The following is a 24634-nucleotide window of genomic DNA, read 5'->3' on the forward strand; positions in this document are numbered from 1 at the left end:
GAGGTACTATGATTACAGGCATTGTTGTCAAAAATATGAATGGGTACTTTTATGTACAAGATGATACAGGTACCATTCATGAATGTAAGGTTCGTGGCAGACTTAAGCAAGGACGCTATAGTTTACTTGTAGGGGACCGCGTTACGATTTCGGAGGATGGGTTCGTTGAATCCATCCATGAACGTCATAATTCGATGGTTCGCCCTGCAGTAGCTAATATTGACCAAGTTGTATTAGTTGTGGCTGCCCATGAACCAGATATTAATGAGTTATTACTCAATAAAATGCTCGTTATGATTGAACATGCGGATATACCTATCGTACTATGTATCAATAAATGTGACTTGATGGATTCAGAGACGAAAGCTATGGTTGATCTTTATAAATCAATCGGCTATGAGGTTTTGATGACATCCACATATAATATGACAGGCATTGATGATTTGCGTCATGTGCTTCAACATAAGGTAACGGCTTTTGCAGGACCATCTGGTGTTGGTAAAAGTAGTCTTTTAAATGCGGTAGACCCCAAATTTGCCTTCCAGACTGGGGAGGTAAGTGATAAGATTAAACGTGGTAAACATACTACTCGTCACGCTTCTTTATATAGTTTAGATGCAGATTCTTTTATCATGGATACACCTGGATTTAGTGCTATTGAATTTAATGATGTTTCCCTTGAAAGATTGCCTACATTATTCCCAGAATTTGGTGAATATGTTGATACTTGTAAATTTAATCCTTGCTATCATGAACATGAACCCATTTGTGGGATTAAAGCTGCTCTAGAAGCTGGTCATATTCATCAAGGACGATATGATGCTTATATGTCTATACGTAATGATATAGAAAGTCAACGAAAGAGGTTTTAATATGATAAAAATTGCACCATCTATGCTTTCCGCAAATTTTGCGGTGTTAAGCGAAGAATTAAAATCTATTGAAGCAGCGGGGGCTGATTTATTACATATCGACATCATGGATGGACACTTTGTTCCGAATCTAACCTTTGGTGCTCCCATTGTGAAAGCCATTCGTCCATATACAAAATTACCATTTGATGTGCATTTGATGGTTACTAATCCTGGTGATTATGTAGAAGAATTTGCAAAAATTGGTGTAGAATATTTTACTTTTCATCAAGAAACTGTACCTCATATGCATCGTTTGATTCAACATATCAAGCAGTGTGGGATGAAGGCTGGTGTAGCATTGAATCCTAGTACACCTGTATCTCTACTAGAAGATGTAGCTGCAGATTTAGATATGATTTTAATTATGTCTGTGAATCCAGGATTTGGAGGACAATCTTTTATTAAGAATGCCATAAAAAAAGTTAAACAAGCTAAGATATTGTTAGAAGAAGTAGACAATTCAACGGCAGTCATTGAGGTGGACGGTGGTATTAACGATATTACTTGTGTACCGATTAAAAGAGCGGGGGCTACAGTTTTAGTTGCTGGTTCTGCAGTGTTTGGAGCAGAAAATCGTGCAAGTATGATTGACTCCATTCGCAATAATTGAATAAATAGTTTCATAATATTCTATAATTCAAATTTGAACATAAGATCGTACATCAATAAGAAAGAGAATGTATTTAAAATAAGGAGTGAGGAATACTTAAAGAATTCCTCACTCCTTGCTTGCTTTTGCTATGATTTTTTGTTAGAATTATTAGGTATGAAAAATATGCACGTCAGTGGACTTCGGTACTGTGCCTAATTTTGGGTGACCCGAAGGATGAAGCGGCGGAGGTTAATTAACAGGAGGTGCCACAATGGCAGTAGTATCAATGAAACAATTATTAGAGGCTGGTGTACACTTTGGTCATCAGACTAGAAGATGGAACCCTAAAATGGCGAAATTCATCTTCACTGAACGCAATGGTATTTATATCATTGATTTGTCTAAAACAGTTAAAAAAGTAGAAGAAGCTTACAATTTCTTGCGTGAAGTTGCTTCCCAAGGCGAAGTAATCTTGTTCGTAGGTACTAAAAAACAAGCTCAAGAAGCTATTAAAGAAGAAGCTATCCGTGCTAACATGTTCTTCGTTAACGAACGTTGGTTGGGCGGTATGTTGACTAACTTCAAAACAATTGAAACTCGTATTAAACGTTTAAAACAATTGGAAGCTATGGCAGAAGACGGTACTTTCGAAGTATTGCCTAAAAAAGAAGTTATCGGTCTTCGTCATGAAATGGATAAATTGGAAAAATACCTTGGTGGTATCAAAGATATGCCTAAAATGCCAGGTGCTCTTTTCGTAGTAGATCCTAAAAAAGAAAAAATTGCTATTGCGGAAGCTAAAAAATTGGGCATTCCAGTGGTTGCAACAGTTGACACTAACTGTGACCCAGATGAAGTTGATTTCCCAATTCCAGCAAATGACGACGCTATCCGTGCTGTTAAATTGTTGGCTGGTAAAATGGCTGACGCTGTTCTTGAAGGTCGTCAAGGCGAATCCTTCGAAGAAGCATTAGATAACATGGTAGCTGACTCTGCTGAAATGGTTCGAGACGGTAAAGCTTAATCGTTGTCGTATTAGCATTTGAAAGATAAATCTATAACATATATAATTGGGGTAAGGACTATATCCTTACCTTAATTAATACTAGGAGGAACAAAATAATGGCAATTACTGCTGCTTTGGTAAAAGAATTGCGCGACATGACTGGCGCAGGTATGATGGACGCTAAAAAAGCATTGGTTGAAACTGACGGTAATATCGATAAAGCGGTTGACCTTCTTCGTGAAAAAGGTTTGGCTGCGGCAGCTAAAAAAGCTGGTCGTATTGCAGCTGAAGGTGTAGTACAATCCTACATTCATGCTGGTGGTCGTATCGGTGTTTTAGTGGAAGTTAACTGTGAAACTGACTTTGTTGCAAAAACTGATGATTTCCAAAATTTAGCACGCGATATCGCAATGCAAATTGCGGCTGTAAATCCTACATACTTGAACCGTGAAGAAGTTCCTACTGAAGTTATTGAACACGAAAAACAAGTATTATTGGAACAAGCTAAAGTAGAAGCTGAAGAAGACGTTAAAGCTGGTCGTAAACCAAAACCTGAAGCTGTTTTAGAAAAAATGGTTGCTGGCCGTATCGAAAAATTCTATAAAGAAAATTGCCTATTAGAACAAGTATTCATTAAAGATGGTGATAAAACTGTTACAGACATTATTAATGAAAGTATTGCAAAAATCGGTGAAAACATCAACGTACGTCGTTTTGTTCGCTATGGTTTAGGTGAAGGCATTGAAAAACGCCAAGATGACTTCGTAGCAGAAGTAATGGCATCTGTTGGTAAATAATTAATAAACAATAAGAGAACACCGTACAGTGTTCTCTTATTTTGCAATAGAGGAGTAAAAATATGGCAAAAAGAAACTTTCGACGTATTGTTTTAAAGTTGAGTGGTGAAGCATTAGCAGGTGAACAAGGTTTTGGTATTAATCCTGATGTTGTCGAAGAATTTGCAAAAGAAATTGCTGCTTTAGCAAAATCCACTGATTTAGAAATCGCAATTGTTGTTGGTGGTGGTAACCTATGGAGAGGTTTAGCTGGTAGCAATCAAGGTATGGATCGTGCTACTGCTGACTATATGGGGATGCTTGCAACAGTGATGAACTCCTTAGCATTGCAAGATGCATTAGAACAAGCTGGTGTAGATACACGTGTACAAACGGCTATCGAAATGCAAGAAATTGCAGAACCTTATATTCGCCGTCGTGCTATTCGTCATTTAGAAAAAAAACGTATCGTCATCTTCGGTGCTGGCCTTGGTAAACCTTACTTCTCTACAGATACAACAGCTGCATTACGGGCCGCTGAAATTGAAGCCGATGCTATTTTAATGGCAAAGAAATTTGCTGATGGCGTATATGATTCTGACCCTAAGACAAATCCTAATGCCGTTAAATTTGACGAATTAACATATAACGAGATTATCACAAAAGAATTAAAAGTAATGGATGCTACATCCACAACTTTATGTAAAGATAACAATATTCCTATTATTGTATTTAGCATGGATATTCCTGGTAATATTACAAAAGCTGCTAAAGGTGAAGAGATAGGGACCATTGTTCGAGGAGAATAATTCATATGGAAATTAAAGAATTGTTACAACAAGCAGAAGACCGCATGAATAAGTCTATTGAGGCTTTAAAACATGAATTCGCATCTATTCGTACAGGCCGTGCTAGTGTAGCACTACTTGATAAAGTAATGGTTGATTATTATGGAAGTCCATCACCCATTAATCAAGTTGCGAATATCTCCGTGCCTGAACCTCGCATGATTGTGATTGCACCTTGGGATAAAACAATGATTGGTGCTATTGAAAAAGCAATTTTACAATCTGATTTAGGTTTGAACCCTGGTAATGATGGTGCACAAATTCGTTTAAGTATTCCTCAATTAACTGAGGAACGTCGTAAAGAAATCGTTAAAGTAGTTCATAAAAAGGCTGAAGATGCAAAAGTTGCAGTGCGCAACATTCGTCGCGATGTAAATGAAGCATTAAAAAAAGAAGAGAAAGCTAAAACGATTACTGAAGATGATGCTAAAGACGGTTTAGATCAAATCCAAAAGCTTACCGATGCTAAAGTTAAGCAAATCGATGAGTTAAAAGCAGTAAAAGAAAAGGACGTATTAGAAGTATAATGTTTGATTCTAATAGCCTTATTGGAATACCATGGCAGCTTGCAAAGTCTCGTTTGCAGGCTGCCCATATTCCTTTTAAGGTAATGATTGGTGGATCCTTTAATCGCTTCTTTGAAATTTCAGATAAAGGATTTTATGTGGCACGTATTACAAAGGTTGATGAGTGCTTACATATACTACTATATAGACCAATGATTGCCAGCGACTTCGGAAATTCTATCGAGGTAGACTATGCTAAAGAAATTATTTAACCGTAAACGTTCTGATACGCCTGTCATTGATCGTAATATAATTCCACAACATGTTGCTATTATTATGGATGGTAATGGACGATGGGCTAAACGCAGAGGCATGCCGCGCTCCATGGGGCATCGTGCTGGTGCAGAGGTGTTAAAAGAAATTGTTATGGCCGCAGATGAGATCGGAATTAGAGCTCTTACGGTATATGGTTTCTCCACGGAGAACTGGAAACGTCCTGAACAGGAAGTTTCTTTACTTATGTCTCTCATAAAAGAATACTTAAATAATAATGTTAAGTATATGCATGAACATAATGTACGCATTCGATTTATTGGTTTTATTGGAGGGCTTTCAGAAGACCTACAAAAAATCATTCAAGATGCAGAATTATTAACTCAGAATAATACAGGCCTCACATTACAGTTAGCGATTAACTATGGTGGGCGTGATGAAATAATTAGAACTATCCGCGACATTGTAAAATCCGTTGCGAATGGCGTTATTACAATGGACAAAATTACTGAAGAATATGTAAGTTCTCAATTATTCACTAAAGAGTTTAGTGATGTAGATTTATTAATTCGTCCTAGTAGTGATTTTAGAATTAGTAATTTTTTGTTATGGCAACTAGCGTATGCTGAATTTTGGTTTACCGATTTGCATTGGCCAGATTTTACTAAGGAAACTTTACTTGAAGCTGTGGCGGCATATCAGAAACGAGAACGCCGATTTGGTGGCTTATGTGATGAGGAATAAAAAATGTTAAAAACACGTGTTATTACCGCTGTTATTGGTTTTATTATTGCCTTAGGGGCCATTACATTTGGTGGATTAGTGTATGATGTGCTAATTACACTTTTAGCTTTATTAGGGTGGCGTGAGTTTGTATTACTTGGTAAAGCTAAACGTGTTTGGATATCCATTATATGGGGATATATTAGCATTTTATTGCTAATGATTGCTCTTGCATGTCATCAGTATATTATAGCTATAGCTATTTTAGTATTAAGTTTATTTGCCAATTATATGTTGTGTACATTTGGTGAAACTAAGTACTCGATGTCTAGTGTATCCTTTAGTGTATTTGGTTTATTATATATTGGTATGGGTATGACTTCATTGCTCTTGATTCGTCATGATTCAATTTACATGAATTTATCAATGCCTTTTGAACTATATAACTGGGGCACTATTACACTTTGGTTATTATTGTTTACTACTTGGGCTAGCGATACCTTTGCATACTTTTCAGGTCGAGCTTTTGGTAAACGTAAAATAGTACCATCCATTAGTCCTAATAAAACACTAGAAGGTTTTATTGGTGGATTTATCGGCTGTATCCTTACAGGTGCAGTATTTTCGTATATCGTTGGCATTCCTTGGTGGATGGGAATCCATGTAGGTATGATTAGCGGTATATTAGCACCATTAGGTGATTTGTTTGAATCAAAGATTAAACGACTATGTAATGTAAAAGATTCTGGTACATTATTACCAGGTCATGGCGGTGTATTGGATCGCTTTGATAGTTTATTATTTGCGGCTCCTATTACATTAATATATATATTACTATTTTCGTACTAATTTCATAGAGGTACACTTATGAAATACCTAAGTATTATCGGCAGTACTGGCTCAATCGGTACACAGACGCTTGATGTGGTGTCTCAACATCCAGATCAATTCAAGGTGGTTGCCTTAGTGGCACATCATAATATTGACCTCTTAGAACATCAGATTAAAGAATATAAACCTTTGGTGGCGGGTCTTGTAGATGAAGGTGCTTTTAAAGAATTACAAGCACGCTATACAGGTCCTACAAAATTGATAGGTGGTAAGGAAGCCCTCATTGCAGCAGCTACAATTCAAGAGGCAACAATGATTGTTACTGCTATTGTAGGTGCTGCGGGCATTGAGCCTACAGTGGAAGCTATAAAACAAGGTAAGACTATAGGTCTTGCTAATAAAGAAACTCTTGTTGCTGGAGGTCCATTAATTACGGCTTTAGCTAAAGAACATGGCGTGCAAATCTTACCTATCGATAGTGAACATAGTGCTATATTTCAGTGCTTAGAAGGACAGAAACGTGACAATGTTGATTCTTTAATTGTCACTGCTTCTGGTGGTCCTTTACGCACATGGGATTCTAGTAAAATTCAAACTGCAACTGCTGCAGATTGTTTGCGACATCCTACCTGGAATATGGGTAATAAAATAACTATAGACTCTGCATCCTTATTTAATAAAGGATTAGAGGTAATAGAAGCTCACTGGTTATTTGGTTTCGATTTTGATCATATTGATGTAGTAGTACATCCTCAAAGTATCGTTCATTCTATGATTCGTATGAAGGATGGTGCGATATTAGCGCAAATGGGGAATCCAGATATGCGTGAGCCCATTCAATATGCTTTGACGTATCCAAAACGTGAAGTTTTAAGTATGAATCATCTTGATTTTAGTCAAGCACTACAATTGGAGTTTTTACCTCCACGGTATGACGATTTTCCTGCACTTCGACTTGCGTATGAGGTGGGACGTGCTAGTGGATTTAAACCTGCTGTATTTAATGCAGCTAATGAAACGGCAGTATATGCCTTTTTAGAAGATAAAATCGCCTTTGGTGATATTTATAAAGTCGTTACTTCTGTTCTTGAATCTATGGGACCAGAAGATGATTTTACATTAGATAATTTATTATCCATCGATAGATGGGCCCGTGAAAAGGCAACATCGTTGATGTTATAGGAGAATATATGATTACGGCATTAGCCACAATATTTGTGTTTGGTTTAATCGTGTTTATTCATGAATTAGGCCATTTTATTACAGCTAAGATGTCAGGTATGCAAGTTGATGAATTTGCTATAGGTTTTGGTCCAGCCATATTTAAAGTACAAAAAGGGGAAACTTTATATTCTATTCGTATAATTCCTCTTGGAGGATTTAATCGTATTGCTGGTATGACACCTGACGAGCCTCTTAATGAGCGCTCCTTTTATAATAAACCTGCGTGGAAAAAATTTATTGTTATTTCTGCAGGGGCTGTATTTAACTTTATATTAGCCATTGTACTTTTCTTTGGCCTAAATGTGACTGTAGGAAATCTTAGATATACAAATGAACCTGTAATTGGTAACATTATTGTGGGTAGTTCTGCAGAACAGGCTCATTTAGAAGCTAACGATAGAATTATTACGATTGATGGTAAAAAAATTAGTACTTGGGATGATATTCGTCCTAGCTTACAAGGCACAGCAAACCATGGTGTAACTGTTGTTGTAGAGCGTGAAGGACAAACTATAGAGACTACAGTAATACCTAAAATGGAACAAGATAGTCCTAAGATTGGCATCTATCCTAGCTTTACTCGTGAAACTTATAGTATTGGTGAATCTTTGAGCCTTGCTGTTAGTCGGACGGGGCAAACTATTGTTGCTATGGTCAGTGGGATTTATGATATGATTCGTGGCACACAAGCAGCCGAATTATCTGGTCCAGTAGGAATTTCCCAAATGGCAGGTACTATTGCACAATCAGGATTTGCACCACTATTAAGTTTTGCTGCATTCCTTAGTATTAACTTAGGGGTTATTAATCTTTTACCATTACCTGTTTTAGATGGTGGTCACTTGATTATTATCTTGGCGGAAGCTATAACAGGTCGTAGATTACCTGCTAAAGCTCTTATGTATATACAAATGGTTGGGGTTGCCTTAATGGTAGCATTATTCTTATATGTAACAACGCAGGATATTTTCCGTTTACTATAAGACAGATGGGAGATTACAATGATTGTACGTAAACCAACAAATGGTATCTATGTAGGTACAGTTAAAATCGGCGATTATGCACCGGTAAGTATTCAATCTATGATTACTACGGATCCAGTACATACAGAGAAGGCAATTGCAGAAATTAATCATTTAGCAGAGGCTGGTTGTGAACTGGTTCGTGTCGCCGTTCCTACAATGGCATCTGCAAAGGCTTTAAAGGCTGTTAGAGCGGGCATTTCAATTCCTTTGATCGCCGATATTCACTTTGATTATAGATTAGCTTTAGAAGCTATTGAAAATAATGTTGATGGATTGCGCATTAATCCAGGAAATATTGGTGGTGAAGATAAGGTTTTAGCCGTTATTGAAAAGGCAAAACCTAAACAAATCCCAATTCGCATTGGTGTTAATGCAGGCTCTTTACCAAAGCATATTCTCGATGCTCATGGAGGACATCCTACAGCGGATGGTATGGTTGAAACAGCTTTAGAACACGTAAGAATTTTAGAAAAACTCGATTATCGTCAAATGAAATTATCTATTAAAGCAACGGAAGTACCTCTAATGGTGGAAGCATATCGTAAGTTATCTGATAAGATTCCTTATCCGTTACATTTAGGTGTAACAGAAGCTGGTACTATTAAACAAGGCACTATTAAATCTGCTATGGGGATTGGTGCATTATTGCTCGATGGCATTGGTGATACATTACGGGTATCCTTAACTGGAGATCCAATTCACGAAATTGAAGTAGGTAGAAGTATTTTAAGTAGTTTAGGATTAAGAAATTTTGGGGCCACTATGATATCTTGTCCTACATGTGGCCGTTGCCAAGTAAATTTATTTGATATGGCTGGTATTGTAGAAGAACGTCTAGCAGATATAAAAGCGCCTATTAAGGTTGCCGTTATGGGGTGTGTTGTAAATGGTCCAGGGGAAGCGCGTGAGGCCGACTTTGGTATTGCTGGTGGTGATGGTCAAGGTATTATTTTCCGTAAAGGGAAAGTTATTAAGACTGTACCAGAAGCCGAATTAGTAGATACATTGTTTAGAGAAATTGACCAATATTTAGAAAATTTAGATGAGGAGTCTTTATGTTAGCCACTAAATTATATGCACCTACATTGCGTGAGGTTCCATCTGACGCTGATGTAGTAAGCCAACAGCTTATGCTTCGCGCTGGTTTTATGCGTAAAACTGCAAATGGTTTATATAGTTTTTTACCATTGGGTTGGAGAAGTATCAAAAAGATTGAAGCTATTGTACGTGAAGAAATGGATCGTGCTAGTGCTCAAGAAATTATGATGCCAATTTTACAGCCTGCAGAAATTTGGAAAGAGTCTGGCCGTTGGAACGCATATGGCGCAGAAATGATGCGTATCAATGATCGTCATGATAATGAATTCTGTCTAGGACCAACACATGAAGAGATGATTACAACCCTCGTTAAAAATGAGATTAACTCATATCGTCAATTACCAGTCAACTTATATCAAATTCAAAGTAAATTCCGTGATGAGCGTCGTCCACGTTATGGCTTGATGCGTAGCCGAGAATTCATTATGAAAGATGCTTATTCTTTTGATGTAGATGAAGCCGGTTTAGATGAATCCTATAAATCTATGTACGATGCATATACACGTATTTTTACACGTTGTGGTCTTACATTCCGCCCAGTAGAGGCTGATAGTGGTGCAATAGGTGGTAGTGGTACGCATGAGTTCATGGCCATTGCCGAAGCTGGTGAAGCTGATATCGTATATTGTACCAAGTGTGATTATGCAGCTAACATTGAAATCGGCAAGCCTGGTATCATGAAGCAAGACGAAGAAGTTCTTCAAGAGTTATCTGTTGTGGATACACCAAATGCAAGTTCTATTGAAGCTGTGGCAGACATGTTAAATTTACCATTACATAAAACTATTAAAGCGGTAGTATTTTCTATTGATGGTAAAGTGGTATTAGCCATTGTTCGTGGTGACCATGAAGTAAATGAAGTCGCTGTACAACATGCCGTTCTTGGCTCTGTAGAGCCTGAGATGGCTACCCCTGAAGAATTAGAAAAAGTAGGTTTAACAGCTGGTTTCATCAGTCCTATTGGTTTAAAACAAACAGAAGAATTTGCTATTGTTGTTGATGAATCTGTTATGGAAACTTACAATGTTTGTGGTGGCGCTAATAAAAAAGATGCTCACTACGTTAATATTAATCCAAAACGGGACTTTAATGTAGAAGACATTATTGTTGCTCCAATTCGTTTGATCACGAAGGACGATGTGTGTCCTAAATGTGGTGGTGCTTTAGAACATGCTAAAGGCATCGAAGTAGGTCAAGTATTTAAATTGGGTACAAAATATTCTGAAGCATTACAAGCTACATTCTTAGATCAAAATGGTCGTCCTAATCCAATGATTATGGGGTGCTATGGTATCGGTGTATCTCGTACACTAGCTGCTGCTATTGAGCAATATCACGATGAAAATGGTATTATTTGGCCACGTTCTATCGCTCCTTTTGAAGCAGTTATTGTTCCAATTAATGCAAAAGACGAAGCATTAATGTCTACTAGTCAAACTATTTATACTGCATTACAAAATGCTGGTGTAGATGTATTGTTAGATGATCGTAAAGATCGTGCAGGTGTTAAGTTCAAAGATGCTGATTTGATTGGTTATCCACTTCGCATTACAGTAAGTAAAAATACTCTTGAGAATAACGAAGTAGAGATTCAAATCCGCAAGTCTGGAGAAGCTCTTCCATGTGCTATTGATTCTGTAGCTGATAAAGTAACAGAATTGCTTCAAAACTTATAATAGAATTGCGATTCTAGTGAATGTTCATTAGGGTCGCAATTTTTCTTTCTAAACTTGAATTAATAGATTAAATAAGTCATAATTAAATGATAGAATATTTGGAATGGAGGTGCTATATGCTTGTAGATTTTCATATGCATTCCATCTTTTCAGATGGTGTTGAAACACCTAAAGATCTATTGCAACATGCCATAGACTGTAATGTATCTATGATGGCTTTAACCGATCATGATGAAATAGACGGTATTCAAGCATTGCGTGTTGCTCAAAAAGAGTTAGATCCTAATGATTCTATTAAAATCGTAAATGGCTGTGAATTTAGTGCTGATTATAAAGATAAGTCAATTCATATTTTAGGATATTGTTTTGATGAAAATAATAAAGATTTAATCGATTTTATTACGTTTTTTAAAGGAAAACGTGAAGAACGTATCGATGAAATTATCCGTCGTTGTAACAATGAAGGATATTATATTACAAAAGAAGAGCTCATTAAACAATTTCCTAATACTAAAGCTTATGGTCGCCCACATATTGGTAAACTTTTAATTGATGGTGGTTATGCCAAGGATATTAATGATGTATTTAAAGGTATTCTTCGAAAAGATAGTCCTTGCTATGTTCCTAAGGTAAAAGTAGAGGTTCCTTATATTATTGATATTATACATAAAGCTGGAGGACTTGCTGTTATGGCTCATCCTAAATTGGTTACTAGTGATGAATATGTGTTGGAAATGTTAAATTATGATTTTGATGGTATGGAGGTATATCACTCAAAGCATAATGATGATGATGTGGAGCGATATAAAGAATTCGCTAAAAAGCATAAGCTATTTATTACTGGTGGTTCTGATTACCATGGTATTGTAGGCAAGAAACCTGATAGATTTGGTGATTACTTAGTATCTGGTAAGGATGTATCAGAATTTATTAGTTTGTTATAAATGACGAGGTAGGCTATGGAAGTCGTTGCTTTTGTAGGTAGTAGTGGCACAGGTAAAAGTCATCGTGCCCTCGTAGTTGCTCATGAAAATAAAATTGAATGTATCATCGATGATGGTATTTTGATTCATGATAATAAAATTGTAGCTGGCTTTTCTGCAAAAAAAGAGTCTAGTCGTTTAAAAGCTGTTCGTCGTGCTATTTTTCAAGACGAAGTACAAGTTAAATCCGTACGAGAACAATTAGATAAGATTAAACCTAATAAGCTTATGATTATCGGCACTTCTGATAATATGGTTAAGAAGATTACTAAAGCTTTAGGCTTACAAGAACCTGATCGATATATTCGTATAGAAGATGTTGCAACACCTAAGGAAATTGAAAAGGCACAACATGCACGTCTTAAAGAGGGTAAACATATAATTCCTGTGCCGACTATGGAATTAAAGCCACACTTTAGGGGGTATTTGATTGATCCAATCAAAACCATGTGGCGCCGCAGGACTTTGAAAAAACAAGATCAAGATACCTTAGGTCAAATTGGTTCTGAAGGATTTGAACGTTCTGTTGTACGGCCTGCTTTTAGCTACTATGGTCGACTCACTTTTGACGATGAAGTAATTATTAAATTGATTAGAAATGGGTTAAAAAAAGTAGCTGGTGTCGATGAGACCAGTATAATTTCTTTTAAAAAAAGCGACAAAGGTCAAAACGGTCTTGTTGTTGATATGGCTGTAGTTATTGAACATGGATATCCTGTTAAACCGTTGATGCAACAGGTACAAAAATCTGTTCGCAATGAAATTGAATATATTACCGGCATGTCTATTGAACGCATGTCCATTAAAGTTAAGAATATTATTGAAACAAAACGTAAGATTGTTAAAGTGTAGGAGTTAGAATGAAGTCTTATTATATTTACACCTATGGTTGTCAAATGAATACCGCCGACTCTGAGCGATTATCGCATCAGCTGGAATCTGTTGGGTATATACCAACAGAGAATGTTGAAACTGCAGATTTAATTCTGCTAAATACTTGTGCAGTGCGTGAAAATGCAGAAACTAAAGTTTATGGGCGTATAGGTGAGCTAAAAAGACTAAAACGTAATAATAAAAACTTGATTATCGCCGTCACAGGATGTATGGCTCAAAAAAATCAAGCAGAAATGTTTAAACGAGCTCCTCATATTGATATTGTATTGGGTACTCATAATATTCAACATATTAACGAGATGATTGAAGAAGTACAACATGGACATACGCATCAAATCAGCGTAGATATGGATAACTCTGTATTGCCTGAATTAGAGGCAAAACCAAATGGCTCTTTTTATGCATGGGTACCTATTATGAATGGCTGTAATAAATTTTGCACCTATTGTATTGTTCCCCATGTACGTGGTAGAGAGATTAGCCGTCCTGTAGAGGCCATTGTTAAAGAGGTTACAGACCTAGGGGTTAAAGGATTTAAAGAGATCACTTTATTGGGGCAAAATGTAAACTCTTATGGCCTAGATTTTAAAGATGGTACAGATTTTGGTACATTAATTGATGCTCTTGATGGTATTCCTGGTATAGAACGTATTCGCTATATGACAAGTCATCCTCAAGATATGAGTAAGTCTATGATTGATGCTCTTGGTAGGTCATCCAATATTGTGACGCATTTACATTTACCTATTCAATCTGGTTCCAATCGTATTTTAAAGAAAATGAATCGTCATTACACGGTAGAGCATTATAAAGAATTACTTTCTTATTGCCGTGAAAAAATAAAAGATGTGGTTGTGACTACGGATATTATTGTAGGTTTCCCAGGAGAAACTGAGGAAGATTTTCAAGCTACATTACAATTATTAAAAGATGTGCGCTATGACATGGCGTATACGTTTATCTACTCTAAGCGATCTGGAACGCCAGCAGCAACTATGGATGATCAAATTCCAGAAGAGATTAAGCGCGTTCGCTTACAAACATTGATGGATGTACAAAATGAAATCTCTTATGAATTAAATAAACCTATGGAAGGACAAGTATTTGATATTATTGTAGAGGGACCAAGTCCTCGTGATGAAGACATGTGGTTCGGTCGTACATCTGGTAATAAAATGGTTTTATTCCCTAAGGATGACTCCCTATCAATTGGTCAAACTGTACCAGCTCATATCGATAAAGCTCAAACATGGGTTTGTTATGGTAGTATTGTAAAATAAACTATTAGAATCAAAAAGAACTCGTCACTATTATGTTAACTCTAAGGTTAGAATTTTTATCTAAAATTAGTTTGCTAAACATGTGGTGGCGATGTTCTTTTTTACCATAGATGCTGATTAGAAATCATATGTGTTATAATAATAAAATAATATAAAAGTTGTATATTGAAGACATTCATAGGTATGAACACCATTTACATTTTGTATTTTTACAAAGAAGGTGTAACTATGAAACTTGATTTAAACGCTGTAGGCGAAACGGCATTATTGACACTATATGCAAGAGCGAAAGATTATGAGTCAGATCAATCTGTATTAAAGGATCAGAAATCCTGGGATATTTTAAAGCATATTGATTATGATTTTGATCAATTTAAAGATGTTAAGATGTCTTATTATGGAATTTTAGGACGAGCAAAAGTAATCGATGAAGAGATACGAAACTTTATATCTCTATATCCAGATTGTATCGTCGTATCATTAGGTGCCGGTTTAGATACTATGTTTTATCGAGTCGACAACGGTTATATTGATTGGTATAATATCGATTTTGCCGGAGTGATTGAAGCACGTACACAATTTTTTGAGCCTCATGAACGAGTCCATAATTTAGTGAGTTCTATAACTGATGAATTGTGGACTAAAAATATTGAGATAAATGGACGAAAACTACTGCTTGTTAGTGAAGGTGTAGTTATGTATCTTACATTGGATGAAATGAAGCAGTTTTTAGGCTTGCTGACTGATTCTTTTGAAGAGTTTACGTTATATCTTGATATGATTTCTCCATATGTGGCGAAACGCACTAAACAACATGATATGCTTAGTAAAATGAATGTTTCTTTTCAGTGGGGAACTAAGGACGGTCATGAAATTGTAGTTATGAATCCTAAGCTTAAACAGACTGGACTGATTAATTTTACAGGAAGCATGTTGTCCTTAGCACCTATTGTTTATAAATTATTATACCCGTTTATATATTTGTTTAATAACCGTATGGGAATATACGAATATAAGCGGAATTTGTGATATGACTCATAATATATGAGGTGAATATGAGTAAAAAGCAAACACCTATGATGGAGCAGTATTTAGATATTAAATCTAGATACTCTGAAGAATTATTGTTCTTTCGATTAGGTGATTTTTATGAATTATTTAATGAGGATGCTTTAGTCGCATCACGTGAACTTAATATTACCTTAACAGGTCGTCCTACAGGAGATGAGGAACGCACACCCATGTGTGGCGTTCCTTTTCATGCGGCTGAAAGCTACATAGAAACGCTTGTAAAAAAAGGGTATAAAGTTGCTATCTGTGAACAACTAGAAGATCCTAAAGCAGTTAAAGGCATTGTTAAGCGCGATGTCATTAAAGTTGTTACTCCTGGTACAGTGATGACAGAAAATGGTAACGATGCAAGGTCAAATAACTTTTTATCATTATTTTATATGGTAAAAGATACGTGGATTCTTGTGTTTTCTGATGTATCTACAGGGGAAGTTATTTGGCACCGCATTACTGATTGTGAAAAACGCAGTGATATGTACGATGCACTCAGCATGTATAGACCAAGTGAAATCATATTGCCTGAAGGAACGATATTACCGCAAGATATTCAGGATTTTATTGAAAATCAATTTAGTAATGTCGTATTTTCTCCTTTTTCTACATACTATACACAACGTGAAGTAGCTGAAAAAGCTGTAACTCATTTCGGTGATTTAGGCCTTATGGAAGAGGATGTATGGGAAGCTTTAGGTTATATGCTTTTATATTTAGAGGATATAATTAAGTCTGAAATTTCTCATATCAACTATGTACATCAATTAAGTGTAGGTAATCGCCTTATTCTTGATACATCTTCTTTGCGTCACCTTGAAATTACACATAATTTACGCGATGGTGGACAAAAAGGTACTTTACTGGATGTACTAGATCGTACGTTGACACCAATGGGGGCACGCCTTTTAAAACAATGGCTTGAAAGTCCATTAACTGATATAAATCAAATACAACGTCGTCAAGCAGCCGTTTCAGAACTTATAACACGCGGTGCTGAACGTTCTCATATTCGTAACTTTTTAGATTGTATTTACGATTTTGAACGCATCGTTGGTCGTGTTGAAACTGGATCTGTGTCTCCCAGAGATTTAACGGCTCTTCGTGAGTCATTAGCAGTTCTACCTGATATTAAGAATGTATTAGGTACATGTTCAAGTCTAGCTTTAACATCTATTAATGAGCGCATGCAAGATCATAAAGATATTTATGACTTATTATGTCGAGCTATTGCAGAGCAACCAGCGTTGACATTAAAAGACGGTCGTGTTATTAAAGATGGATTTAATGCTGATTTAGATGAGCTACGTTCTTTAGCGACTAATAGCGAGCAATGGCTTGCTAAGATGGAAGCGGATATTAAAGAAGCTACAGGGCTTTCAAAAATTAAGACTGGTTACAATAAAGTGTTTGGCTACTATTTCGAGGTATCCCATAGTAAATCAGAACAAGTACCAGACTATTTCATACGAAAACAAACCTTGGCTAATGCTGAACGCTATATTACGCCTGAGTTAAAAGAATTTGAAATTAAAATTCTCAGCGCAAAAGATAAAATCATTGCTTTAGAGCACGAACTATATCAACAATTGCGTAATGATATTAAACTCGTTATCAAAGATGTGCAAGAAACGGCTCGTGCTCTTGCAGACCTTGATGTATTATGCTCATTAGCATTAGTTGGATACGAAGAAAACTATATTTGTCCAACTATTGTGATGAATGGTCAAATCAATATTCGTGATGGTCGTCATCCAGTTATTGAAAAGTTTTTAAAACGAGAGGTATTTGTACCAAATGATATCGTTCTAAATCATGATGATGAGGAATTCTTACTCATTACAGGCCCTAATATGGCAGGTAAATCTACTTACATGCGTCAAGCGGCTATCCTAATGATTATGGCACAGATTGGTTCCTTTATCCCTGCTTGTGAAGCGTCTATCTCACCTGTGGATCGTATTTTTACACGTGTCGGTGCTAGTGACGATATTTCTACTGGTCAAAGCACGTTCATGGTAGAAATGAAAGAGGTAGCGTATATTTTAGAAAATGCTACTCATAATAGTTTAATTATTCTCGATGAAATTGGTCGGGGTACGAGTACCTTTGATGGTTTGAGTATCGCACAAGCAGTAGTGGAACATATTTGTAAGCACATTCATAGCAAGACTTTATTTGCAACGCACTACCATGAATTGATTTGCTTAGAAGAAAGCTATAGTAAATTAAAAAATTATACCGTTGCAGTTAAAGAAAAAGGGAAAGATGTTGCTTTCTTGCGTCGTATCATTAAAGGTGGTGCAGATCGCAGTTATGGTATCCATGTTGCCAGACTGGCGGGCCTACCTAACTCTGTATTAAAACGAGCTGAAGTGATTTTAGAATCCTTGGAAGATCAAAGTCATGATGCAAGTGACTTAAATAATCGAGTTATGGGTGCTCAACTTACTAATGTGGCAAAACCAGCGGTTAAGCAAGTTAGTGATTCTCCACTAGGCAATTTATTTACCCATTCCGTAGTAGATAGCTTACTGGAAGTCGATGTAATGAGCATGACTCCAATTGAAGCATTAAATAAATTATATGAACTACAAGAGGAGGCTCGTAAAGGAGGCGGGAAATAATGGCAACCATTCACGTATTGGATGAAACGACAATCAATAAGATAGCTGCCGGTGAAGTCGTTGAACGTCCCGCATCAGTTATTAAAGAGCTCATTGAAAACTCTATTGATGCGTCTGCCACTAATATTGAGGTTGAAATTGGTGAAGGCGGTGTGGCCTATATGCGGATTACTGATAATGGTATCGGTATGACGGAGGAAGATGCTCGCTTGGCGATTCTACGTCATGCAACCTCTAAAATTCAACAAGTAGAGGACCTCTTTGATATTGCGTCCCTAGGCTTCCGTGGGGAGGCTTTGGCTAGTATTGCCTCTGTATCTCATTTCTCTTTGACTACTCGTAAAGCAGACTCTGATTTGGGGACTCGTATTACTGTTGATGGCGGCACTTTTACCGATTGCATTCCTTATGGTGCGGCACCTGGTACAACTATCGAAATTAAAGATTTATTTTATAATACGCCGGCTCGTCGTAAATTCTTAAAAACGGAGCGTACAGAAGCCTCTAAAATTCAAGATATTGTAGGGAAATTAGCTCTAAGTAATCCACATATTTCTTTTAAGCTTATCATAGATGATCGGGTAGCTATTATCACACCAGGAAATGGCGATATTAGTGATACTGTAGCTGCGCTATATGGATATAAAACCAAAGATGATATTTTTACTGTTGCTTATGAAAGTGATTCTATCTATATCGATGGCGTAGTGAGTAAGCCCACACTTCTTAAAAGTACAAGGATATGGCAGACCATTATCGTCAATAATCGCGTGATTTCTGATAAAACCATAATGAAGGCTATCGATAATGCATACCATGCACTATTGCCGAAAAATGGTCATCCTTTAGTGGTACTAAATATTACTGTGCCTGCGAGAATGGTTGATATAAACGTACATCCTCGCAAGAGTGAAGTTAAATTCTCAGATGATAAGATTATATTTAAAGCCGTATATCACGGTATCTTAAATGCTTTAAATAATCCACTCCATGAGAGATACGAACGAGAGTCATCATCTTATATGACTGGTACAGTTGCTAACATATCCGATAAATATGGTAATGATATTGCTAGTAATAGTAATAGTGATATTAAGAATTTTAGTTCTAATAGTACATTCTTAGCTGGTAATACTACTTATGATTCTTATCAAGCACCTACTGTTGTACACGATTCGATGCAGTCAGCTGAACATATAGCAACAGCTATAGATTATGATAAGGTTTTTGGTGGACGCCGTACAAAAGGCTATGAAGTCATGCGCGGTGAAACTTCGCAGTTTGTGGAAAATCTTAAAACAAAGGGGTATACACCACCTGCACCTAAGGCTACTTATGAACAATCCTCTTTTGTAGATGAAAGTTTTGAAGCTGTTCCTACTGCATACACTAGTTATACTTCGGAAGATGTAGAGAAGTTTAAATCCTTGTCTCACGATATTCGTAACGAAGAGATAGAAGAACGTACAATTCAAAACTCGGGCTTTTTACCAATGGGTCAAGTTGCATCTTGTTATATATTAGCTAAAAAAGGTGATGATCTATATATCATAGATCAACATGCTGCACATGAGCGTGTGCGTTATGATAAGTTGTGTAAGTCTTCTGAATCGATTCCTATGCAATCTATTTTGGTTCCTCAGTATAGTGAGGCCACAAATGATGAAATGAATTTAGTAGAGGAAGAACGAGAAACATTACTTGATCTTGGCTTTGATGTAGAGTTAGGTGGTCCTACTAAGATAAAATTAGTAGGGGCTCCAGTAGATTTAGTAGAGTCAAAAGCATTTGAAATTCTGCAATATATATTCTCTTACTTACATGATCATCAACAGCCTACTAAGGCCCAATTACGACATGAAATGTTAGCTTATGCATCTTGTAGAGGGGCCATCAAGGCAGGTCATAATTTAAATATGTATCAAATGACTACCTTAATTGAGGACTTATTTAGTACCGAAAAACCATATGTATGTCCTCATGGTCGTCCTACGATTATCAAATTTACACCTGATGAATTAGGTAAATTATTCTTACGGTCTTAATATGAATATATTAACTACAGCTCAAAAATCTAATGAGGCCATTCAAGAGGAAGCCAAAGCTTTGGCTTCCTCTATGCATATGGCCTATATAAAAAGAGGAAAATTATCTATACCAGCATTATTTAATGCTCATCCATGTGATTTTATTGCTGTTCTTTCTGGTAATGGCTTAACTATTCATTTTCCTGATAATCAGCAACATAGCTTTCATTTATCCATGGCTCAATTACGTATACTACGTTTGCAACGTGGAGAAGGAGATCATTTAATTAATGCTGTTCAGACAATACTAAGTACTAATAAAATAACTGATAAAGAAGAATTTTCGTTTCTTGATTGTACAATTGGTCTTGGTAGTGACAGTATCGTCATGAGCTATGCTTTTCCTCAGGCTAAAATAAAAGGTCTAGAAGGTTCTCTATCTATATGGCTTGCCACATCTTATGGTTTAGCTCATTATTCGCATAATGTGAAAAGTGTGACGGACGCATTACGTCGTATTGAGGTAAGTTATGATACCTTTGAAAACTATGTACCTAATCTACCAGATGAAAGTATAGATATTATTTATTTTGATCCTATGTTTGAGGTCCCTGTAGAGGATAGTCCTCAATTTAAACCACTTCGTGGACATACTGTGGAAAGTCGTATTGATGATAAAATTATGGAGGAAGCTATGCGTGTTGCCTCTTATGGTGTTATTATTAAAGAACGACCATTTAGTTCTGTCTTTCAGAAATATCCACCTCACCAATGGGTAGGGGGAAAATATAGCCGTATAGGTTATGGAGTATATATGAAGGAGTTATTGTGAATCCCTTAATTACCATCGTTGGACCTACTGCGGTAGGCAAAACAGATCTTACCTTGGACTTAGCAGAACATCTGCATGCTGAGGTTATTTCTGGTGATGCTTATCAGGTTTATAAACAACTCAATATTGGTACCGCTAAACCATCGGTGGATGAACTTAATCGGGTGAAACATCATCTCATCGATATACTGGATCCAAATGATTCATATTCGGTATCTATTTTTCAAGATCAAGCTAAAGAAATAATTGCAAGATTAAAAGATAGAAATATTCTTCCTATTCTGTCTGGTGGTACAGGACTGTATGTCCAATCATTATTGGAGAACTACAACTTTAATGATGTTAAACCTGACGAATATTTGCGAGCAGAACTCGATGAGCTCTATAGTACAAAAGGTATTGAAGGCTTACGAGACTATGCTTTCACATTAGGTAAAGAGCATAATATAGAGATACAATATAGCGACAAACATCGTTTGTATCGAGCTATTGAGATATTGCATCATGGTGATGTAGATTCGTTGCGAAATCAGACAAAAGATGGTGTATCCTATAAAGGTTCTGTTATCGGTCTCATGAGAGATCGTGATAAATTATATGAACGCATCAATTTACGCGTTGATATGATGTTTGATGCAGGTTTGATTGAAGAGGTGGAACAACTCATAAAATCTGGAGTGAATCCAGATTGCCAAGCTTTTAAAGGTATTGGCTATAAAGAGGTTGTAGACTATATAAATGACAATATAACATTAGATGAGTGTCGTGACTTAATTAAGAAGAATACACGTCACTTTGCTAAGCGCCAAATTACATGGTATAAACGTATGCCATATATAGAATGGATACATATTGATAGCAATACATCTAAAGATTTTATATTTAATAAAGCTATGGATTTAATCCGTAGAGAAGGATTAGCATGACATTAGAAGAAATACGCAGTAAAGCCCTAGAAATGGCTGAACCAGAATTTAAGAAATTTGAACCTATTGCATTGGCCAATACAAAAAAAGTATTAGAAGCCTTTAAGGAATGCCAAGTATCTGATTATCATTTCACTGGTACTACTGGTTATGGATATAACGACGTAGGGCGTGAAAAATTAGATGAAGTATTTGCCTATGTATTTAAAGGTGAAAAGGCTATCGTTCGTCCTCATTTTGTTTCTGGTACACATGCGTTAGCTACTACATTAATTTCTTTGATGGGAAATGGCTCTAAAGGGACAGAGTTTATCTATGCCGTAGGGGCTCCTTATGATACGATGCAATCCGTTATCGGTGCCGCTCGTGAAGTACGTGGTTCTTTAGTAGAAAAAGGTTTTACCTATACTGAGGTACCATTGAAAGATAATACTTATGATGTTGAAGCTATTGCTAACGCTGTTAACGATAATACGCGGGTAGTAGTGATTCAACGGTCTCGAGGCTATAGCACACGTGAACCTTTATCTATTGCAGATATTAAGATTATTGTAGATGCTGTAAAAGCTAAAAATTCTAAAACGATTTGTTTCGTAGATAATTGTTACGGTGAATTTACAGAGCTGCAAGAACCATTAGAAGCTGGTGCTGATATTATGGCTGGCTCTCTCATTAAAAATGCAGGCGGCGGTTTAGCACCAACTGGTGGTTATATTGTTGGTAGAGAAAACCTTGTAGAGAATGCAGCGTATCAATTGACAGCTCCTGGACTTGGCGATCATATGGGTTCATATGCTCCTGGTTATCGCTTGTTCTTCCAAGGTTTATTTATGGCACCTCACGTAGTATTACAAGCTCTTAAAGGTGCTGTATATACGGCTGCTGTAGGTGAGTTACTAGGCTATGATGTATTCCCTAAGGTAAATGCTGATCGCTATGATTTGATTCAAGCCATTAATCTGAAAAATGGGGAAGAAATGGAGCATTTCTGTGTAGGTATGCAAGCCTATTCTCCTGTAGATGCTCACGTACATCCTATTCCTGGGGATATGCCTGGGTACGAAGATAAAATCATCATGGCTGGTGGTACCTTTGTACAAGGTTCCTCTATTGAACTCAGTGCCGATGGTCCTATACGTCCACCATATACAATTTTCATGCAGGGTGGCCTAGTATTTGAACATTCCATGCTTGGTATTTTAGGAGCTGCTGAAGAACTATTAAAACATAGATAATATTTAGAATCTCTTTCTTTTGTGAAAGGGATTCTTTTTATTTCAAATCTTTTCAATATACCTATTTCTAGGCTATAATATAAGTTGCTATAATTTTATAGCAATACTACTCGGACTTTTACACCGAACTAGTGTTTTACACGTCAGGCTTTCACCCTGATTAGTTTTATGATCAAGAGATCATTAAAAGGAGAAAGTATGGAAAAAGTTATCGCTGTAGCTATGAGTGGCGGCGTAGACAGTTCTTTAACTGCTGCAATGCTATTAAAACAAGGCTATAAAGTATTTGGTATTACCCTATGGTTATGGGTGAGTGGTACGCCCTATGATGAGGTGCCTCTTGCCGTAACTGATGCTAAGAAGATGTGTGATTTTCTTGGTATCGAGCATCATGTTATCGATGTTCGTGATGTATTCTACGAAAACGTAGTAGATTACTTTGTAAAAGAATATGCCTATGGTCGTACGCCAAATCCTTGTGTATTTTGTAACAAGAACATCAAGTTTGACTTGATGCTCAATCGTGCTCTTGAATTAGGTGCCACACATATGGTAACTGGTCATTATGCACAAGTAAATTATAATGAAGAAACAGGTCTATATGAGTTACATAAAGGTGTTGATCCTACAAAAGATCAAAGTTATGTTATGTACAATATGAACCAACGTATTTTGAGTCATCTTATGTTCCCATTAGGTGGTCAATGTAAGACTGAAACACGTAAATTAGCTGCTGAATATGATTTGCCAGTCGCTAAAAAACCAGATAGCGTGGATATTTGTTTCTTGCCTCATGGGAACTATCAAAAGCTAGTGGTCGAAGAAATGAAGGGTAAACCAGAGTCTGGTAATATCGTTACCGAAGATGGTGAGGTATTAGGTAAGCACAACGGCTTATTTAATTATACGATTGGTCAACGTAAAGGTCTTGGTATTGCATATAAACACCCTTTATATGTTATTGGATTTAATGGGGATCGTAATGAGGTCATCGTGGGTCCTAACGAACGTCTCTTTACAAATCGCATGATTTGTAAGTTCTATAACTTCTTAGATGATACAATTCATAAGGAATTGAAGGCAGAAGGAAAAATTCGCTATGCAGCTAACCCTTCTCCTTGCATAGCACGTATTTTAGATGACGATACAATGGAGGTTATTTTTGAAGAACCACAACGGGCTATTACCCCAGGTCAGTCTGTAGCCTTTTATAATGGCACTCAATTATTGGGAGGTGCTGTTATCGATCGCGTATGTTAGAAAGGAGAATACAAGT

23 protein-coding genes are annotated in these 24634 nt (G+C 36.6%); all 23 read left to right on the plus strand.

Annotated features, from left to right (window positions below; translation table 11 throughout):
• Positions 1-8 precede the first annotated feature (8 nt).
• Positions 9-872: a ribosome small subunit-dependent GTPase A gene (rsgA, locus tag ACGHIY_RS04240; RefSeq protein WP_004696976.1), complete on the plus strand. Its 864-nt coding sequence runs from the start codon at positions 9-11 to the stop codon at positions 870-872.
• A 1-nt stretch (position 873) separates the two neighbouring features.
• Positions 874-1524: a ribulose-phosphate 3-epimerase gene (gene rpe / locus ACGHIY_RS04245; protein ID WP_004695686.1), complete on the plus strand. Its 651-nt coding sequence runs from the start codon at positions 874-876 to the stop codon at positions 1522-1524.
• Positions 1525-1777: 253 nt separating this feature from the next.
• Positions 1778-2530, plus strand: coding sequence for a 30S ribosomal protein S2 (rpsB, locus tag ACGHIY_RS04250; RefSeq protein WP_004695687.1), 753 nt, complete (start codon positions 1778-1780; stop codon positions 2528-2530).
• A 98-nt stretch (positions 2531-2628) separates the two neighbouring features.
• Entirely contained in the window at positions 2629-3309 is a 681-nt protein-coding gene (gene tsf, locus ACGHIY_RS04255; RefSeq protein WP_004695689.1) for a translation elongation factor Ts, read from the plus strand.
• A 62-nt stretch (positions 3310-3371) separates the two neighbouring features.
• Positions 3372-4097, plus strand: a complete 726-nt coding sequence (gene pyrH, locus ACGHIY_RS04260; RefSeq protein WP_004697414.1) for a UMP kinase — start codon at positions 3372-3374, stop codon at positions 4095-4097.
• A 5-nt stretch (positions 4098-4102) separates the two neighbouring features.
• Positions 4103-4663 carry a ribosome recycling factor gene (frr, locus tag ACGHIY_RS04265; RefSeq protein WP_004695693.1) on the plus strand — a complete coding sequence of 187 codons (561 nt, stop codon included), beginning with the start codon at positions 4103-4105 and terminating at the stop codon, positions 4661-4663.
• A complete protein-coding gene (locus tag ACGHIY_RS04270; RefSeq protein WP_004697100.1) occupies positions 4663-4914 on the plus strand; it encodes a hypothetical protein in 252 nt (83 codons plus the stop codon). The genes frr and ACGHIY_RS04270 overlap by 1 nt, the downstream gene beginning before the upstream one ends.
• A complete protein-coding gene (locus ACGHIY_RS04275) occupies positions 4895-5659 on the plus strand; it encodes an isoprenyl transferase (RefSeq protein WP_278451619.1) in 765 nt (254 codons plus the stop codon). Before ACGHIY_RS04270 ends, ACGHIY_RS04275 begins: the two co-directional genes overlap by 20 nt.
• A gap of 3 nt (positions 5660-5662) precedes the next feature.
• The gene (locus ACGHIY_RS04280; RefSeq protein WP_120054749.1) at positions 5663-6487 is read left to right on the plus strand and encodes a phosphatidate cytidylyltransferase; all 825 of its coding nucleotides are present in this window, start codon (positions 5663-5665) and stop codon (positions 6485-6487) included.
• Positions 6488-6505: 18 nt separating this feature from the next.
• On the plus strand, positions 6506-7651 hold the full coding sequence (locus tag ACGHIY_RS04285; RefSeq protein WP_008713852.1) for a 1-deoxy-D-xylulose-5-phosphate reductoisomerase: 1146 nt from the start codon (positions 6506-6508) through the stop codon (positions 7649-7651).
• A gap of 8 nt (positions 7652-7659) precedes the next feature.
• Complete coding sequence (gene rseP / locus ACGHIY_RS04290; RefSeq protein ID WP_390525741.1) at positions 7660-8676, plus strand: RIP metalloprotease RseP; 1017 nt, start codon at positions 7660-7662, stop codon at positions 8674-8676.
• Between the two features lie 18 nt (positions 8677-8694).
• Complete coding sequence (gene ispG / locus ACGHIY_RS04295) at positions 8695-9780, plus strand: flavodoxin-dependent (E)-4-hydroxy-3-methylbut-2-enyl-diphosphate synthase (RefSeq protein ID WP_024061700.1); 1086 nt, start codon at positions 8695-8697, stop codon at positions 9778-9780.
• On the plus strand, positions 9774-11492 hold the full coding sequence (locus ACGHIY_RS04300; RefSeq protein ID WP_278451620.1) for a proline--tRNA ligase: 1719 nt from the start codon (positions 9774-9776) through the stop codon (positions 11490-11492). The genes ispG and ACGHIY_RS04300 overlap by 7 nt, the downstream gene beginning before the upstream one ends.
• 116 nt (positions 11493-11608) lie before the next feature.
• The gene (locus tag ACGHIY_RS04305; protein ID WP_278451621.1) at positions 11609-12436 is read left to right on the plus strand and encodes a PHP domain-containing protein; all 828 of its coding nucleotides are present in this window, start codon (positions 11609-11611) and stop codon (positions 12434-12436) included.
• A 15-nt stretch (positions 12437-12451) separates the two neighbouring features.
• On the plus strand, positions 12452-13327 hold the full coding sequence (locus ACGHIY_RS04310; protein ID WP_004695710.1) for an Asp23/Gls24 family envelope stress response protein: 876 nt from the start codon (positions 12452-12454) through the stop codon (positions 13325-13327).
• 8 nt (positions 13328-13335) lie between these two features.
• Positions 13336-14649, plus strand: a complete 1314-nt coding sequence (gene miaB / locus ACGHIY_RS04315) for a tRNA (N6-isopentenyl adenosine(37)-C2)-methylthiotransferase MiaB (RefSeq protein ID WP_004697437.1) — start codon at positions 13336-13338, stop codon at positions 14647-14649.
• A 228-nt stretch (positions 14650-14877) separates the two neighbouring features.
• A complete protein-coding gene (locus ACGHIY_RS04320) occupies positions 14878-15678 on the plus strand; it encodes a class I SAM-dependent methyltransferase (RefSeq protein ID WP_004697379.1) in 801 nt (266 codons plus the stop codon).
• A gap of 26 nt (positions 15679-15704) precedes the next feature.
• Positions 15705-18338, plus strand: a complete 2634-nt coding sequence (gene mutS / locus ACGHIY_RS04325; protein ID WP_390525742.1) for a DNA mismatch repair protein MutS — start codon at positions 15705-15707, stop codon at positions 18336-18338.
• On the plus strand, positions 18338-20383 hold the full coding sequence (mutL, locus tag ACGHIY_RS04330; protein WP_390525743.1) for a DNA mismatch repair endonuclease MutL: 2046 nt from the start codon (positions 18338-18340) through the stop codon (positions 20381-20383). Before mutS ends, mutL begins: the two co-directional genes overlap by 1 nt.
• 1 nt (position 20384) lies before the next feature.
• The gene (locus ACGHIY_RS04335; protein WP_390525744.1) at positions 20385-21197 is read left to right on the plus strand and encodes a class I SAM-dependent methyltransferase; all 813 of its coding nucleotides are present in this window, start codon (positions 20385-20387) and stop codon (positions 21195-21197) included.
• The gene (miaA, locus tag ACGHIY_RS04340; RefSeq protein ID WP_004695723.1) at positions 21194-22123 is read left to right on the plus strand and encodes a tRNA (adenosine(37)-N6)-dimethylallyltransferase MiaA; all 930 of its coding nucleotides are present in this window, start codon (positions 21194-21196) and stop codon (positions 22121-22123) included. Before ACGHIY_RS04335 ends, miaA begins: the two co-directional genes overlap by 4 nt.
• Positions 22120-23358, plus strand: a complete 1239-nt coding sequence (locus ACGHIY_RS04345; RefSeq protein ID WP_390525745.1) for an aminotransferase class I/II-fold pyridoxal phosphate-dependent enzyme — start codon at positions 22120-22122, stop codon at positions 23356-23358. Before miaA ends, ACGHIY_RS04345 begins: the two co-directional genes overlap by 4 nt.
• A 198-nt stretch (positions 23359-23556) precedes the next feature.
• The gene (gene mnmA / locus ACGHIY_RS04350) at positions 23557-24618 is read left to right on the plus strand and encodes a tRNA 2-thiouridine(34) synthase MnmA (RefSeq protein ID WP_390525746.1); all 1062 of its coding nucleotides are present in this window, start codon (positions 23557-23559) and stop codon (positions 24616-24618) included.
• The last annotated feature ends 16 nt before the right edge of the window (positions 24619-24634 follow it).

It is taken from the genome of Veillonella parvula (assembly GCF_042850485.1).
Taxonomy (GTDB): Bacteria; Bacillota; Negativicutes; order Veillonellales; family Veillonellaceae; genus Veillonella; species Veillonella parvula_Q.

Coding starts and splice junctions, on each gene's coding strand:
- rsgA (WP_004696976.1), top strand. CDS start 9: ATGATTACAGGCATTGTTGTCAAAAATATGAATGGGTACTTTTATGTA.
- rpe (WP_004695686.1), top strand. CDS start 874: ATGATAAAAATTGCACCATCTATGCTTTCCGCAAATTTTGCGGTGTTA.
- rpsB (WP_004695687.1), top strand. CDS start 1,778: ATGGCAGTAGTATCAATGAAACAATTATTAGAGGCTGGTGTACACTTT.
- tsf (WP_004695689.1), top strand. CDS start 2,629: ATGGCAATTACTGCTGCTTTGGTAAAAGAATTGCGCGACATGACTGGC.
- pyrH (WP_004697414.1), top strand. CDS start 3,372: ATGGCAAAAAGAAACTTTCGACGTATTGTTTTAAAGTTGAGTGGTGAA.
- frr (WP_004695693.1), top strand. CDS start 4,103: ATGGAAATTAAAGAATTGTTACAACAAGCAGAAGACCGCATGAATAAG.
- ACGHIY_RS04270 (WP_004697100.1), top strand. CDS start 4,663: ATGTTTGATTCTAATAGCCTTATTGGAATACCATGGCAGCTTGCAAAG.
- ACGHIY_RS04275 (WP_278451619.1), top strand. CDS start 4,895: ATGCTAAAGAAATTATTTAACCGTAAACGTTCTGATACGCCTGTCATT.
- ACGHIY_RS04280 (WP_120054749.1), top strand. CDS start 5,663: ATGTTAAAAACACGTGTTATTACCGCTGTTATTGGTTTTATTATTGCC.
- ACGHIY_RS04285 (WP_008713852.1), top strand. CDS start 6,506: ATGAAATACCTAAGTATTATCGGCAGTACTGGCTCAATCGGTACACAG.
- rseP (WP_390525741.1), top strand. CDS start 7,660: ATGATTACGGCATTAGCCACAATATTTGTGTTTGGTTTAATCGTGTTT.
- ispG (WP_024061700.1), top strand. CDS start 8,695: ATGATTGTACGTAAACCAACAAATGGTATCTATGTAGGTACAGTTAAA.
- ACGHIY_RS04300 (WP_278451620.1), top strand. CDS start 9,774: ATGTTAGCCACTAAATTATATGCACCTACATTGCGTGAGGTTCCATCT.
- ACGHIY_RS04305 (WP_278451621.1), top strand. CDS start 11,609: ATGCTTGTAGATTTTCATATGCATTCCATCTTTTCAGATGGTGTTGAA.
- ACGHIY_RS04310 (WP_004695710.1), top strand. CDS start 12,452: ATGGAAGTCGTTGCTTTTGTAGGTAGTAGTGGCACAGGTAAAAGTCAT.
- miaB (WP_004697437.1), top strand. CDS start 13,336: ATGAAGTCTTATTATATTTACACCTATGGTTGTCAAATGAATACCGCC.
- ACGHIY_RS04320 (WP_004697379.1), top strand. CDS start 14,878: ATGAAACTTGATTTAAACGCTGTAGGCGAAACGGCATTATTGACACTA.
- mutS (WP_390525742.1), top strand. CDS start 15,705: ATGAGTAAAAAGCAAACACCTATGATGGAGCAGTATTTAGATATTAAA.
- mutL (WP_390525743.1), top strand. CDS start 18,338: ATGGCAACCATTCACGTATTGGATGAAACGACAATCAATAAGATAGCT.
- ACGHIY_RS04335 (WP_390525744.1), top strand. CDS start 20,385: ATGAATATATTAACTACAGCTCAAAAATCTAATGAGGCCATTCAAGAG.
- ACGHIY_RS04345 (WP_390525745.1), top strand. CDS start 22,120: ATGACATTAGAAGAAATACGCAGTAAAGCCCTAGAAATGGCTGAACCA.
- mnmA (WP_390525746.1), top strand. CDS start 23,557: ATGGAAAAAGTTATCGCTGTAGCTATGAGTGGCGGCGTAGACAGTTCT.